Origin of the sequence: Kordiimonas aquimaris (assembly GCF_025574485.1) — a bacterium.
Classification (GTDB): Bacteria; Pseudomonadota; Alphaproteobacteria; order Sphingomonadales; family Kordiimonadaceae; genus Kordiimonas; species Kordiimonas aquimaris.
Genome location: NZ_JAOBPO010000003.1, coordinates 371,350 through 386,788, shown reverse-complemented (window position 1 = coordinate 386,788; position 15,439 = coordinate 371,350). Strand labels below are relative to the sequence as shown.

The window sequence follows — 15,439 nt, the reverse complement described above, 5'->3', positions numbered from 1 at the left end:
CCACCCACAGGGACGGGTTAGTGGGTGGTAGAATCATAATCTATAAACGGTTGGTGAGCGCTAGCTGCACCCACTCGTACCACCGCATGTATCACATTTCATGCACGTTCCATTACGAACGAGGGTGAAATTGCCGCATTCTCCGCAGGCGTCCCCTTCGTACCCTTTCATGCGTGCTTCGGTGCGCGCATGTGTTGTTGCGTCTGTCGCTCCGTTTTTCATTGCGGATGCAATCTCAATTGATGCAGCTCCAGACGTGCCTGTTGCAGCCATAACTGTCTCAAGCTCATTTTCTTTGGTTTTCTTGGGTGATTTTGTTTTGGTCTTGTTTTTCAAAACAACCAGGTTACTGCCACGTACATATCCCGTGGAAGCGAGTTTTTGAACACGCTCCAGGGCCTCGGAAACATCTTCATCTAGTGTAGGCAAGCCGTCATTTTTGTCCCCACGGCCAGTTGTGTCATGCTGCAGGTCCGCTGGTGTTGCGTGTGAAAGGTCATCACGGCCCAGGTAGGAGATTGCAAGTTCGCGGAAGATATAATCAAGCAATGATGTAGACATTTTGATCGAATCATTTCCTTCAACACGACCGAATGGCTCGAAACGCGTGAATGTGAATGCATCGACAAACTCTTCAAGTGGTACGCCGTATTGAAGGCCAATTGAAATAGCAATTGCGAAGTTATTCATAAGTGAACGGAACGCGGCGCCTTCTTTGTGCATATCAATGAAGATTTCACCAACAGAGCCGTCATCATATTCTCCGGTTCGCAAGTAGACTTTATGACCGCCAACAATCGCTTTTTGTGTGTAACCCTTCCGGCGTTCAGGCAAACGATTGCGCTTAACACTAGCTGCTCTCTCTACTTCAACAATTCGTTCAACAATTCTTTCAGTCACAATCTCTGCGCGCTCGGCAAGAGATTTGTCTTCAATAGTTTCAGTCAGGTCCTCGTCGTCAAGCAACGCGGCACTAAGCGGTTGACTAAGTTTAGAACCGTCCCGGTATAATGCGTTGGCCTTAAGGGCAAGTGACCAACTGAGTTCATATGCCGCCATGCATTCATCAACATTGGCACTATTTGGCATGTTGATGGTTTTTGAGATAGCACCAGAAATAAATGGTTGAGCTGCGGCCATCATGCGAATGTGACTTTCCCATGAAAGCGAGCGTTTACCAATTTTGCCGCAAGGGTTCGCGCAATCAAATACGCTGTAATGTTCTTCTTTTAGATGCGGTGCTTTTTCAAGTGTCATTGCTCCGCAGCAATAAATGTTTGCAGCTTCGATGTCGGCTTTGCTGAAGCCAATAGCTGCCAGCAAATCGAATGTGTAATCGCCCAGTTGCTCGTCAGTTAAACCAAGAACATTCTTGCAGAACTCTTCACCCAGCGTCCAATGATTGAATACAAACTTAATGTCATACGCGTTCTTTAGTTGCGCCTCAATCAGGTCTATTTCCCGGTTTGTAAAACCTTTTGACAAGAGTGATTTATGATTTACCGCAGGCGCATTCTTCAGCGTTGAATGACCAACCGCATACCCTTCGATTTCTTTCGCCTGTTCTTCGGTATAACCAAGAACCTTCAATGCTTGTGGCACCACGCGGTTAATAATTTTAAAGTAACCGCCACCGGCGAGCTTTTTGAATTTTACCAGAGCAAAGTCTGGTTCAATTCCAGTGGTATCGCAGTCCATCACCAGGCCAATTGTGCCTGTTGGTGCAATCACAGATGACTGCGCATTGCGATATCCGTGCTGCTCACCAATCTCAAGCGCACGGTCCCATGCATCGGCAGCGGCAACAGTGATCAATTGATCAGGGCAATTGGCAATGTCTAATGGAACAGGGTTAGTATTTAAGTTTTCATAACCATCACTCTGACCATACGCAGCGCGGCGGTGGTTGCGAATAACACGCAGCATATGATCTTTATTTTTTTCATAGCCCGGGAAAGAACCAAGCTCAGATGCCATTTCAGCGCTTGTTGCATAGCTTTCACCGGTCATTAATGCCGTGATAGCGCCACATAGTGCACGACCATCTTCGCTGTCATATGACAAGCCAATGCTCATTAGCAGGCCGCCGATGTTCGCGTACCCTATACCGAGTGTGCGGTATTCATATGATAGTTGAGCGATCTCTTTGGACGGGAACTGTGCCATGAGAACTGAAATTTCAAGAACCATAGTCCACAAACGCACGCCGTGTTTGAAGTTCTCTACCGCAAATGTACCGTCCACGTTACGGAAGGTCATGAGGTTCAATGACGCAAGATTACAGGCTGTGTCGTCCAGAAACATATATTCGGAGCAGGGATTGGATGCTCTTATTGCACCAGATTCAGGGCACGTATGCCAGTCATTGATTGTTGTATGAAATTGAATGCCCGGGTCTGCGCAAGCCCAGGCAGCGTGACCAACATCACGCCACAAGTCTTTTGCTTTAACCGTACGCTGTATAGACCCATCATTTCTGCGTATAAAAGACCAATCACCATCTGTGTTGATGGCACGCATAAAGTCGTCGGTAACGCGAATGGAGTTATTTGAGTTTTGACCAGATACGGTTAGATAAGCATCAGAGTCCCAATCAGTGTCATATGTTTTGAAATCAATTGAGTCGTAGCCTTGTTTGGCAAACTGAATAACGCGTTGCACGTAGTTTTCAGGAATCATCACTTTACGTGCCGCAATGATCTCTTGTTTTAGAGAGGAATTATTCTTTGGTTCAAATGCAGCATCACCAAGGTCAGGTTTCGCTTCGTGACATGCTTTCATAATGCGATTGAGATGTAGTTCATTGAGCTTGGAGCCTGAAACCAGAGCAGAAACTTTTTGCTCTTCAATCACTTTCCAGTTGATGAACTCTTCAACATCGGGATGGTCAATATCCACAACGACCATTTTGGCGGCACGGCGTGTTGTTCCACCAGACTTGATAGCGCCAGCTGCCCTGTCTCCAATTTTTAGAAAGCTCATAAGCCCAGAAGAATGACCACCACCAGACAAGCTTTCATCCGAACCTCGAATATGAGAGAAGTTTGACCCTGTACCGGAGCCATATTTAAAAAGGCGGGCTTCCCGTGTCCACAGGTCCATAATGCCGCCTTCATTTACCAGATCGTCAGCAACAGACTGGATAAAGCATGCGTGCGGTTGTGGATGTTCGTAAGAGCTTTTTGATCGCGTTAGTTTGCCGGTTTTAAAATCAACATAGTGATGCCCTTGTGCCGGACCATCAATGCCGTATGCCCAATGCAGGCCTGTGTTAAACCATTGTGGGCTATTAGGTGCAGCCATTTGTGAGGCGAGCATAAAGCGCATTTCATCAAAGAAAGTACGCGCATCTTCTTCTGCATCAAAATAGCCACCTTTCCAGCCCCAATATGTCCAGGTGCCAGCTAGGCGGTCAAAAACTTGCTTGCTGCTTTTTTCGCTGCCGTACCGTTTATCTTCGGGCATTGATGCCAAGGCTTTCTTGTCGGCTTCCATGCGCCAAAGCCAGCTAGGGACATCTTTCTCTTTTACCGGTTTTAGTGCTTGAGGTACGCCAGCTTTGCGAAAGTATTTTTGCGCAATAATATCTGTCGCCACCTGACTCCAGTTGTCAGGCACTTCAACGCCGTCCATATGAAATACTGTTGTACCGTCTGGATTTCGGATTTCGCTAACAGCGCTGCGCCATTCCATTGCCGCATATGGGCAAGGCTGATTTTTTGTGAAACGGCGCTCTATACGCATAGTATTTCCCCATACAAATTATTGTAGTTTGGGGCACAACACTATTGGTCAAATCTGTCATATATGACGGGTTTGAGTGAGCTTTCCTAAATTGAAATCGCCACAATAAATGCCCCGCAACACTTCTATATATAGTAGTGTTGCATCTTCTTGGCACAAGTTTATGTGTTAAAAAGGCTGTTGCACAAGGTATATTTTCAATATGTTGTGGTTGACACTAGGCAAGGTACAACTGGTTACTTCACGAATCGTTGATCGCTCTTGAGTCGTTGAAATTTGCCTTAATCTGTGCACATTACGACGATAAACATGTGGAATTACGATTTAGCTATTATGGTTAGAAAATTAACCATTTTACGAGAGAATCGTAATTAGTAAGGGCCCTTGGCTTTCCCTTGCCAAACAAACATGATAAACGCCTGTTTCAAGTTTGTGGTTAACCAGTGAATGACATGGTGTATGGTCACGAATGAATATAATTTTGTTGATAGCGGATATTTGTTATGAGCGGCTTGATTTCTAAATTTTTTTCTTCCCCCATATTTACTTGGTGGAATAGTGCTACATTTGGCACCCTTATCTTTACCAGCCGCAAAGGCGTAAAGGTAGGCGAAGATGATCAAGGTAATACTTATTACCGCGAGAAAAATGGTCGTAAGCGTTGGGTTATATATAAAAATGGCCCTGTAGAAGCATCCCGTGTTCCTGCTGATTGGCATGGCTGGTTACATTACACGGTTGACGAAACGCCAGTTGAAAGACCGCTGACAGTGAAGCCCTGGGAAAAAGAACACATTCCTAACTTAACAGGCACTCAACAAGCATACGCACCGCTCAAGGGCCAAGGGCAACGCCAGGCTACAGCTTCAGACTATGAAGCATGGCGTCCAGAATAAGTTATGAACCAGTTACGCAGTAAATAGATATTTCTGCAAACAACGTATCGCGCTGTAATTCAGCAAACTGTAAATAAAAGTACATGGAAATTTTATGTCTAGCAATTTAGTCGAATCGCTTATTGGTGCGCTCGTGTTGCTTGTTGCAGGCTGGTTTCTTGTCTTTGCGTATGAACGCACAGATATGGCATCGTCTGACGGATACATACTTTCCGCACGTTTTGATCGTATCGATGGATTAGGCGTTGGCAGCGATGTGCGCATGGCTGGTATCAAGGTTGGTACCATTGTAGAGAGTAAGCTCGACCCCAAAACTTATCAGGCTGTGGTAAAGTTTTCGGTAGACGCAGGGGTCATTTTGCCTGCGGATACTGCAGCTGCCGTTACTGCTGAAGGATTGCTGGGCGGAACTTACATGAATTTATCACCGGGTGGCATGGAAGAAACATTGCTGGATGGTGACGAGATTAGTGAAACGCAAGATGCTGTTGATTTGCTTGGGCTAATTGGAAAATTCATCTACGGAGGCGGAGATGACAAGCCTCAATAAAGCATATGTAATACTCATTGCATGGCTTGGTAGCTTGATAATTGTATCATACCCCGCGTTAACCCTTCAATCTAACCGTAATATTATCCAGCCATCAGAATTGGAAAGTCAATCTGGTGAAATTGTACTACTGCGTGCCCTGGATAAGATAACGGCGCGTATTACTGAAATTGAACTGGCTGTTGGAGCCGAAACAACATTTGGTACGTTAACTATCCGCGCAAAATACTGCCGAACAAGACCACCGATTCAACCACCAGAAACGTTCGCATATCTTGAGATTGATGATCTTAAGCGCACAGGTAATTATGAACGTGTTTTTGAAGGGTGGATGGTAGCTTCCAGCCCATCATTGAATGCGCTTGAACATGCCGTTTATGATATTTGGGTGATCAATTGCAAGGCTCTTTCACCAGCAACATCAGGTTGAAGTGTTGAAAAGCTTGCATCGCTATTTGCAAGTGCCTTGTCCAGTCGTGTGCGGTATTCTTTTCTAGGAATTTCAATAACACCAAACTGAGCTAAATGTTCGGTACCAAATTGCGTGTCAAGCAATTCAAACCCACCAAATTTAAGACGAGCGACCAGATGTACCAAAGCAACTTTGCTGGCGTTAGGCTCGATATGAAACATGCTTTCACCAAAGAATGCGCCTTGTAGGGACACACCGTAGAGCCCGCCTACAAGCTTACCGTTAAGCCAGCATTCAATTGAATGTGCGAATCCATATCTGTGTAACTCGCAGTATAGCTCTTCTATCGTTTTGCTAATCCACGTTTGCTCACGATCTTTGTATGATTGTGCGCAGCTTTCTACAACTTGTTGGAAAGCCTTGTTCGCTGTTACATCAAAAATATCATGACGAACGGCTTTTTTCAGAGAGCGGGAAACATGAAAGCTATCTAATGGTAAAATACCTCGCTCGGGAGGGTCCACCCAGAACATATCATTGTCCGTACGGCTATCTGCCATAGGAAATATGCCGGAGGCATAAGCGTTTAAAATTAATTCAGGCGTAATCTCTTGCGTAGTCATACGCCTGAACTTTCGCTTGGTAGGTGGTTATTCCACTTTGTTTTCAAGAAATTTTTCCAGCCAGTGAATATCATAATCGCCACTCTGGAAGTCTTCATTTTCCATTAAAGCCATATGTAATGGAATTGTTGTGGTAACGCCGTCAATTACATATTCGCCAAGTGAACGTTTCAAACGTAGAAGGCAGCCTTCACGTGTGTAACCTGATACGATAAGTTTTGCGATCATGCTGTCATAATAAGGCGGTATTTTATAACCAGCATATACTGCGCTGTCGCACCGGACGTTCAAACCTCCAGGTGGATGATACTGTGTCACCGTTCCTGGATTTGGTACAAATGTAAAAGGATGCTCTGCATTAATGCGGCATTCAATCGCATGGCCAAAGAAACGCACCATATCTTGCGTATATGATAGCTTCTCGCCCGATGCTACGCGAATTTGTTCGCGTACAATATCAATACCCGTAATCATTTCTGTTACAGGATGCTCAACCTGAACACGTGTGTTCATTTCAATGAAGTAGAACTCACCATCTTCATACAAGAACTCGATTGTCCCAGCACCTGCATATCCCAGATTGGCCATTGCCTTGGAGATGATGCCGCCCATACGTTCGCGTGTTTCATCATCGATAACAGGTGAGGGGGCTTCTTCCAGCACTTTTTGGTGCCGACGCTGTAATGAACAATCGCGTTCACCGAGATGGATACAGTTTCCGTGTTTATCACCAATCAATTGAAACTCGATATGACGCGGTTTAAGCAGGAATTTTTCAATGTAAACGGCATCGTCACCAAATGCGGCTTTTGATTCTTTCCGGCAGGCTGTTAATGCGCTGGACAGTTCGCTTTCTTCGCGAACAATCTTCATACCGCGACCGCCGCCGCCTGATGACGCTTTAATAATAACCGGCAATCCAATTTCTTTAACAACGCGGAATGCTTCCTCGTCGTCTGTGATACCACCATCTGAGCCAGGTACCACGGGGATACCAAGCGCTTTAACTGTGTCTTTTGCTGTGATCTTGTCGCCCATGGTGCGGATATGATCAGCTGATGGACCAATGAATGCGATGCCATGTTCTTCAACAATTTCAGCAAATCGAGCATTTTCTGACAAAAAGCCATATCCTGGGTGGATACCGTCAGCGCCAGTTATTTCTGCTGCAGTAAGAATAGCTGGCATGTTCAAGTAACTGTCCACTGAAGCGGGCGGACCCACACAGACGCTTTCATCTGCTAAGCGAACATGCATTGCATCTTCATCAGCAGTTGAGTGAATGGCGACAGTCTTGATGCCCATTTCGTGACAAGCACGATGAATGCGCAGCGCAATCTCGCCGCGGTTGGCAATGAGAACCTTTTTAAGCATGACTGCGGTCCTTACTCAATAATACAAAGGGGTTGACCAAATTCGACGGGCTGTGCGTCCGCGAAAAGGATCTCTTTAATTGTTCCTGACGCAGGTGCTGCGATTTGGTTCATTACTTTCATCGCTTCGATAATCAGAATGGTGTCGCCTTTTTTGACGCTATCGCCCACCTTAATGAATGCGGCGGCATCTGGGCTCGGAGATGCGTACGCAGTGCCAACCATTGGTGATGGCACCATACCTGGATGGTCTGATGCTGTAGCGGCTGCTTCTGCTGCTGGTGCCGCAGTCGCAGGTGCGGCAGGGGCTGCATGCGCTACGTGTGCAGGGGCAGGGGCTGCGGGTGCGCTATAGCTCACGGCACTAGGCACTTCACGAGCAACGCGGATTCGGAAATCATCTTCTTCAACTTCGATTTCTGATAGTGTTGACTTGTCAAGTAGCTCAGCAAGCTCGCGGATAAGCTCTTTATAATCTTGAATTTTTGACATGAGTTGGCCCCCTTTAGCCTAAAACTATTATTTGCGTTGCAGCATAGCCGCCAATGCGTCTACTGCAAGGATATATCCTGTTGCACCAAAACCGCAGATTACGCCAGCAGCAACATCTGAAACAAATGAATGATGGCGGTATTCTTCGCGTGCGAAAATATTAGATAGATGTACCTCAACTACCGGCGTTTTGATTGCGCTTATCGCATCATGAACAGCAATGGAAGTGTGTGTGTAAGCTGCGGCGTTGAGAATTACGCCATCAGCTGTTTCTCCGGCATCTTGAATCCAGTCAACAAGTGTGCCTTCGATATTTGTCTGACGAAAGTCGATCTCTATTTCGAGAGATTGTGCATGTGCTTTTGTCATGGCTTCAATCTCTGCAAGAGTAGTGCTGCCATACGTTTCAGGTTCTCTTGACCCAAGCAAATTTAGATTAGGGCCGTTCAGAACAATAATTTTTTTTCGCATCAGCGGTTCACTCTCTCGATAGATCGCTTGAAGACCCCTATATAATGCCATATTCATGGCGTGGAAAGCATGAAGACTATTTTTTATTATCGCGTGATTTTATTTGTTAGTAAGATCGCTGATCAAGGGTTTGAGGTTTGTCTCTTTTAATCAAAGTAAATGGTGATGAGCGTACTATAGAGCGTAGCTTGTCGGTTTGGGATTTTCTGGAAACATTGAAGCTTAATCCTAGGAAAGTGGCTGTGGAGCGCAATTTGGAAATCGTTTCCAAGTCAACATTCCATGAAACCTTGATTGAAGATGGTGATCAGCTTGAAATTGTACATTTTATTGGTGGAGGGTAACCCACTGTGACCGAGCAAGACATTAAACATAAACAGGATACATGGCAGTTGGCGGGGAATGAGTATAGCTCGCGGTTAATTGTTGGTACCGGCAAGTATAAAGATTTTGAAGAAACAGCAGCGGCTGTGGCTGCATCTGGTGCTGAAATTGTAACGGTTGCTGTGCGTAGGGTGAATGTTTCTGATCCCAATCAACCAATGTTAGTCGATTATCTTGATCCCAAAGACATAACATACCTGCCTAATACGGCAGGCTGCTTTACAGCAAATGATGCGGTGAGAACCTTACGGCTTGCACGCGAAGCGGGTGGATGGGATTTGGTGAAGCTTGAAGTATTGGGTGACCAAAAAACATTGTACCCCAATATGTTGGAAACATTCTCTGCTACGGAAACGCTAATTGCTGAGGGCTTCAAGGTTATGGTTTATTGCAGCGATGATCCTATCGCTGCTCAAAAACTGGAAGACATGGGATGTGTCGCTATTATGCCGCTTGGTGCGCCGATAGGTTCTGGCCTTGGTATTCAAAACCCGGTGCAAATTAGGTTAATGATCGAGCAGGCACATGTGCCGGTTCTGGTAGATGCTGGTGTTGGTACTGCATCAGATGCTGCTGTTGCAATGGAGTTGGGCTGTGACGGTGTACTGATGAATACAGCTATTGCCGATGCTAAAAAGCCAGTAATGATGGCTGAAGCAATGAAGCTTGCTGTTGAAAGTGGGCGTTTGGCGTATCTGGCAGGGCGCATGCCGAAGAAAAAGTATGCGGACCCAAGTTCGCCGCTTTCGGGCCTTATCTAATAAAAAAAAGCCGCAACTTGCGGCTTTTTTCTTAAAGTGAATCTTTAATTTTATCGAGAATTGGCTGTTGACGCGCGTGCACGGTTTACGGCTTCTCTTAACCGGCCTAAACCTTCAGCACCTAATATCACATCGTCACCAATGATATATCCCGGCGTACCCGTGAAGCCGATGTCTTGTCCGATTGCTAGCGTGTTTTGCACACTCTTTTCGACTAAACGATCTTCCATATCTGCTTTTAGCTGAGGGACGTTAAGCCCAATTCTTCCTGCGATATCATATAACCCTTCTTCAGTTAGTGAACCGGGAGAAGTCATTGTTGCAATATGGAATTCTTCAAACTTACCTTGTTTTTGGGCAGCAAGAGCTGCTTTTGAGGCAAGTAAAGACACAGGTGTTTGACCTTCCCGGTCTAGAATAGGGTATTGGCGTGGTATGTAGCGAATGTTGCCATCTTCACGCACTAGTTTCATAACCTCAGGGAAATGACGACGACAAAAACCACAGCGGTAGTCAAAAAACTCAACAACGGTTACGTCCCCGTTAGGATTGCCAATAACGGCTGCTCCAGGGTCGTTTTCCAGGTAGTCGCGATACATTTCAATGCCAGGAGCCATTCTTGCCAATGTTTGGCGGCGTTGTAGCTCACGAATGGCAACCGCAATAATTTCAGGGTTCTCAAGAATATATTCTTGCACAACTTGTTCAATTTTTTCGCGCTCTTCCGGGTCTACGGGCGTCTGACGTGCAGAAACGGGGTTTACTGCGAAAGTAAGCATTACCGCTAATATGCAGCATAATTTATTAAAGAAATTCATTCCATTTACTCTTGTTTTAGTGAGTTCGATAATCGATCAAAACTAGTTTTCTGTTGCAGACGACGGCGTCTTGAACGTTGCCTTTCCTGTCGTGCTGCGGCTTCTTCTGTTGCAATGAGAATATCCTGGGCCCTTAACCAGTCAGGTGTGCCGCGGTCAAACCCATCCAAGGCTCTTCGCGCGTGGATAACAGCTTGTGTAGCTGAGCCAAGTGAATAAAAGCGCTCTGCTGTGGCTAGGCTCGCCTGTGGCTGTAGCTCCAGCCAGCTATAAGCTTTAGCCAAGTTGAACCAGGCAAAACTGTTACCGCGGTCAATTCGTGTCGCATTTTCAAGGATGGGCAATGCTTGCCTCATACGTTCCGGGTCTTCGAATGATACAAGTGCTTGCCCAAGTGCTGTAGCAATAAGTGGCTCATTTGGCGCAAGGTCAACGGCATATTGCAATACGGGGACAGCTTCTTCGATACGGCCATTTTCAAACAGAATTTGACCTTTAATTTCATGAAAATAAGGGTTTAAAGGCTCTGCAGTAATGAGTGCGTCAGCTTCCTCCAGCGCCAGATCCCACTCCAGAGAACGGTGGTACGCATAAACGCGTGCATATCTTGCACGAATACTGGTATCTGATGGCGGATATTTGCGTAATGTCTGAACGGGGCGTGCCAAATAGCCTTCCAGCTTTGCTTGCAGTCGGTAGAATAAATCATTCAGAGCAGGGTCTGGTGGAGTATTGAAGTGAACACGATTTTGGCCGTCTTCGCGAAGGTTGGTAATTCGGGCACTGTTCAACGGGTGACTGCGCACATATGGGTCTTGTCTAACCTGTGCCAATATCTCTTGATCACGTAACTTGTCAAAGAAACGAATCATGCCGGATGATGATCGTCCTACTTCATCCAAGTATTTTGCACCGGTTATATCAGCTTCTGCTTCCTCACCGCGTGTGTGTGCTAAAAACTGTCCACGCGCTACAGATTGACCAGCGCCTAAAATGGCTAGGCCTGCATCTGCGCCGCCAGCAGCTATTGCTGCGGCGCCGAGTACCAAAGAAAGGATGCTGAAAGTACCTGCGTTTGCTGCAGCGTCACCACGGCGTAATCTATGCCCACAGGCAATATGGCATGTCTCGTGGGCAATCACGCCGATAAATTCATCTACGTCATCGGCTGCAAGTATTAATCCGGAATGGATGAAGATATTTTGACCACCAGTAACAAATGCATTGATTGAATTTTCATTCAAAAGATACATATGAACTGATTGAGGATTAAGACCTGCCGCTTTAAAGATCGGGTAAGAGGAACGCCGGAGGAATGCCTCTGTTTCCGCATCGCGCAGCAGTGATTGCGACGAGGCTTGCACTGTTAGTACAAACGTTGCCAAAGCTGCGACTAAAAGCTGTTGTATAGCCTTAAACAAGATACACTCCATTTTGATTGTGAAGCTATGCCGCGCGGCATTAACCGTCAATGAATATCATCTAACAAGGGTGTGAACCAAATAAGGTAATTCTGCGGCATACAAGGTCTTGCACAATAACAAAACGCGGCAGAATTACCTGCCGCGTTTTGTATTTATACTATGATTTTCTTTTCTAGCCGAACGTTCTTTGCCACCAACCTTTACGTTTTGGTTGGCCATCAGTGTCACTTGAAGCGCCAGCGCCTGCTGATGTTGGGCTATCGCTTTTAGTGTTGGCAGCTGTTTTACGTGTCGCTGTTTTCTTCGGTTCGGTTTTCACTTCAGCGTCCGTTGTTTTTGAAGAAGTTTTTACCGGGCTACTTCTGCGACGCCGTGTTTTTGGTTTGTCGTCGCTGTTGGTTGCCTCGCCTTCAGCTGGTTCTCCAACGCTTTTCTTGCGTGTACGTGGCTTCTTCTCGGATGATTCAGTTTTTTCAACTTTAACTTCATCCACAGCTGGCTTGTCGGCAGTTGCCTTTCGTGTCCGCCGGCGTGGCTTTTTGTCCTCAGCGTCAGGCTGTGGAGAAACACTTTCTTTTGCTGAAGGTTCGCTAACGCTTTCAGAGGCTACTTTGCGTGGACGACCGCGTCTTGGTTTGCTTGTTTTTTCATCGGTTTCAGCGTCACTTGCTTCTGTAGGCGTCGGTATCTCAGTATTTTCACTATCTGGTTTACGTACCCGACGACGACGGCGGCGTGGTTTTTCATTCGTATCATCAGCAACAGAGGCATTATCACCAGTAGGTTGACTAACCTGCGTTGCATCGCTTTGCTCTATATCAGCAGAAACTGTTGTCTCAGCTGAATTCGAAGCATCTTTCGAGGCATTGCGTCGGCGACCACCACGGCTACCACGGCGGCGCCTTGAACGTTCGCGGTTTTCATCGCTTTTTTCGTCGTTGCTAGGAACATCTGGCGCAGAATCGTCTTTGGTTTCTGCATTATCATCTGTTTCCCTGCCTTCTGAAGGCATAGAATTTTGTTCATTCTGATTATCGTCTGAGCTACCGCGACGACGACGACGACGACGACGGCGTTTGCGTTTAGGCCGATCGTCTTCGTCTTCATCTTTGTGTGTTGGTAGTGAGGGCTCTTTTTCAGCAGTATTGGTGTCTTCTGTATCTGTGTCAGGTTTCAATGCTGAAATAGCAGTGCTCGGCGCTTTAGCTTCGCTTCCGGCTTCTCGTGTTATTTCAATGTCTGATGGCCCCATGCTGGTGCGCGACAATACTTCAATTTCGAAGTCATATTGTGTCTCGAGGTCAGACAGTATTTTGCGTTTTTTATTCAGAAGATAAACCGCAACTTCGGGGCATAGAGCAACGCGGACAACGGCACTACGTGTCCTGATGCCTTCTTCTTCAAGCTGACGTAAAGCCATCAAGGCAGCAGATTCAATAGACCGAACGATGCCTGTCCCGGCACAGACAGAGCATGTTTCCATGGAAATTTCTAAAAGGTTGGAGCGCAAGCGTTGCCGTGACATCTCCATCAAACCAAATCCGGAAATTCGACCAACTTGAATGCGGGCGCGGTCCGACTTCAACACTTCTTTCATACGCCGTTCAACTGAACGATTGTTTGAGCGTTGCTCCATGTCGATAAAGTCAATAACAACAAGTCCAGCCATGTCGCGCAAACGCAGTTGACGCGCCACTTCTTCAGCGGCTTCCATGTTTGTTTTCAGAGCTGTTTCTTCAATATTGTGTTCTTTGGTCGCGCGTCCAGAGTTCACATCAATCGAAATCAAGGCTTCAGTAGGATTAATTACAATATATCCACCTGATCGTAATTGAACGATAGGCTGGAACATTGCTTCCAGATGGTTTTCCACTTGATAGCGATGGAATAGTGGGATGGGGTCTTTGTAGTTTTGAACTTTCTTGGCGTGACTTGGCATCAAAAGCTTCATGAAGTCTTTTGCTGCTTTATAGCCATCTTCGCCTTCAACGAGAATTTCATCAATATCACGTGTGTACAGGTCTCGAATTGTACGTTTAATCAAGTTACCTTCTTCGTAAACAAGTGTCGGTGCAACTGACTTAAGTGTTAAGTCGCGAATACCGTTCCATAAACGAAGCAGGTAATCATAATCGCGCTTGATCTCGGATTTTGTACGCGCCATTCCTGCTGTACGCACAATCAGTCCCATTTCTTCCGGCACTTCCAGAGATGAAATGATCTTTTTAAGATTGCGCCGGTCGGAAGCGTTGGAAATTTTCCGGCTAATGCCACCAGCATGTGTACTGTTGGGCATTAACACGCAGTAACGCCCTGCGAGCGAGAGGTATGTCGTTAACGCAGCGCCTTTATTACCACGTTCCTCTTTGACAACCTGAATAAGAAGTACCTGACGGCGTTTTATTACTTCCTGAATATTGTACTTACGCTTTAAAGCTCTCATTGCTTGACGGCGTGCGGCTGCTTCAGCTATCTCGGCGTCGCGATCAGCTTCGTCACTTTCATCAATTGCGGATGTTGCTTTTTTCTCTTCGGATTCATCGTCTGGGATGTCAGCATCCAGATTTTCTGGATCAACAATCTCCGGTGCATCTGCTAGGTCGTCATCATCATCGCTTACAGGTTTAACTGTTTCGGTTTCAATTTCGCTTTCGACAGCGGCGTCAAACTCTTTTGAGCGCTCAAGAGCAGCCTTTGTTTCTGCCTCAAGCAACTCTTCCCGATCTTCAACCGGAATTTGGTAGTAATCAGGGTGGATTTCACTGAAAGCAAGAAAACCATGCCGATTGCCGCCGTATTCAACGAAAGCTGCCTGTAGAGAAGGTTCTACGCGCGTAACGCGAGCGAGGTATATATTGCCTTTTAAGGGGCGTTTTGTGGCAGATTCGTAGTCAAATTCCTCTACGCGGCTACCCTTAACCACTGTAACGCGCGTCTCTTCCTTGTGACGTGCATCAATAAGCATACGTGTTGACATAAAAATGTACTCCAAACGGCGTGTTGCTTCGTCTCGTGCCCAATGATTTGGGGGACGCTGGCAGTAGCCGAAATTCTAATAATTTGAGGGGTGGAGAGGATAAAAATAAAATTATTAACGCACGAAACCATACGTCGCAAAACATCAGTTATGCGGGTTATAAGCGTAATAACAAGTAAGCATAGCCATTTGGCCATCGCTGTTTTTATCCTTTTTTGCTTTGGTACAAACGGCGCGACCGCGTATTGCGTCGCTATATTCTGTCGTTTCGCCAAAGCAGTGACCCGCCGCTTTACGCGGCAAGTCAGTAAACTCACAAAATCACGATAGGTTACAAATCCGGCTATTACAATCGAATTGTTTGCAACCATTGCCATTATACGTGACAAAAAAGATGCACTGCTGACCGGCTATTGTAAAAAAAATACAAGGAATTAGCGTTGTAAACGCTTTTCCTTGAGATCGGTTCATCGCATATTTAGTATTAGGGTGTATTAATAACCCAATAAAGTGG

Annotated in this window: 11 protein-coding genes and 1 pseudogene; 4 read left to right on the top strand and 8 right to left on the bottom strand. The window is 46.1% G+C overall.

The features are described from left to right. Nucleotides 1-60: 60 nt before the first annotated feature. Complete coding sequence (locus OEU88_RS11570; protein ID WP_262695329.1) at nucleotides 61-3,744, bottom strand: vitamin B12-dependent ribonucleotide reductase; 3,684 nt, start codon at nucleotides 3,742-3,744, stop codon at nucleotides 61-63. A gap of 503 nt (nucleotides 3,745-4,247) precedes the next feature. Here OEU88_RS11570 and OEU88_RS11565 point away from each other — a divergent pair. The 3 genes from OEU88_RS11565 to OEU88_RS11555 all read left to right on the top strand — a co-directional run bounded on the left by OEU88_RS11565 (nucleotide 4,248) and on the right by OEU88_RS11555 (nucleotide 5,620). Continuing rightward, nucleotides 4,248-4,640, top strand: coding sequence for an NADH:ubiquinone oxidoreductase subunit NDUFA12 (locus OEU88_RS11565; RefSeq protein WP_262695328.1), 393 nt, complete (start codon nucleotides 4,248-4,250; stop codon nucleotides 4,638-4,640). Between the two features lie 94 nt (nucleotides 4,641-4,734). Beyond that, nucleotides 4,735-5,190 (top strand): outer membrane lipid asymmetry maintenance protein MlaD, encoded by a 456-nt coding sequence (gene mlaD, locus OEU88_RS11560; RefSeq protein ID WP_262695327.1) that lies wholly within the window; start codon nucleotides 4,735-4,737, stop codon nucleotides 5,188-5,190. Beyond that, complete coding sequence (locus OEU88_RS11555) at nucleotides 5,174-5,620, top strand: DUF2155 domain-containing protein (protein ID WP_262695326.1); 447 nt, start codon at nucleotides 5,174-5,176, stop codon at nucleotides 5,618-5,620. Before mlaD ends, OEU88_RS11555 begins: the two co-directional genes overlap by 17 nt. On the opposite strand, the gene aat is transcribed toward OEU88_RS11555, so the two are convergent. The 4 genes from aat to aroQ are packed head-to-tail and all read right to left on the bottom strand — an operon-like array spanning nucleotide 5,566 to nucleotide 8,618. Further along, nucleotides 5,566-6,225, bottom strand: coding sequence for a leucyl/phenylalanyl-tRNA--protein transferase (gene aat, locus OEU88_RS11550; RefSeq protein WP_262695325.1), 660 nt, complete (start codon nucleotides 6,223-6,225; stop codon nucleotides 5,566-5,568). The genes OEU88_RS11555 and aat overlap by 55 nt on opposite strands. Nucleotides 6,226-6,252: 27 nt before the next feature. After that, on the bottom strand, nucleotides 6,253-7,599 hold the full coding sequence (accC, locus tag OEU88_RS11545; RefSeq protein WP_262695324.1) for an acetyl-CoA carboxylase biotin carboxylase subunit: 1,347 nt from the start codon (nucleotides 7,597-7,599) through the stop codon (nucleotides 6,253-6,255). Between the two features lie 11 nt (nucleotides 7,600-7,610). Next, nucleotides 7,611-8,090 (bottom strand): acetyl-CoA carboxylase biotin carboxyl carrier protein, encoded by a 480-nt coding sequence (accB, locus tag OEU88_RS11540; RefSeq protein WP_262695323.1) that lies wholly within the window; start codon nucleotides 8,088-8,090, stop codon nucleotides 7,611-7,613. Between the two features lie 27 nt (nucleotides 8,091-8,117). Next, nucleotides 8,118-8,618, bottom strand: a complete 501-nt coding sequence (gene aroQ, locus OEU88_RS11535; protein WP_394805256.1) for a type II 3-dehydroquinate dehydratase — start codon at nucleotides 8,616-8,618, stop codon at nucleotides 8,118-8,120. 80 nt (nucleotides 8,619-8,698) lie between these two features. On the opposite strand from aroQ, the pseudogene thiS reads away from it, so the two are divergent. Beyond that, nucleotides 8,699-9,706 (top strand): annotated as a pseudogene (thiS, locus tag OEU88_RS11525) (sulfur carrier protein ThiS). A 50-nt stretch (nucleotides 9,707-9,756) separates the two neighbouring features. Here thiS and OEU88_RS11520 read toward each other — a convergent pair. The 3 genes from OEU88_RS11520 to OEU88_RS11510 form a co-directional block, all read right to left on the bottom strand. Continuing rightward, the gene (locus OEU88_RS11520; protein ID WP_262695320.1) at nucleotides 9,757-10,524 is read right to left on the bottom strand and encodes a DsbA family protein; all 768 of its coding nucleotides are present in this window, start codon (nucleotides 10,522-10,524) and stop codon (nucleotides 9,757-9,759) included. 5 nt (nucleotides 10,525-10,529) lie between these two features. Next, nucleotides 10,530-11,945: a M48 family metalloprotease gene (locus OEU88_RS11515; protein ID WP_262695319.1), complete on the bottom strand. Its 1,416-nt coding sequence runs from the start codon at nucleotides 11,943-11,945 to the stop codon at nucleotides 10,530-10,532. Nucleotides 11,946-12,120: 175 nt separating this feature from the next. After that, entirely contained in the window at nucleotides 12,121-14,925 is a 2,805-nt protein-coding gene (locus OEU88_RS11510) for an Rne/Rng family ribonuclease (RefSeq protein ID WP_262695318.1), read from the bottom strand. Nucleotides 14,926-15,439: the final 514 nt, after the last annotated feature.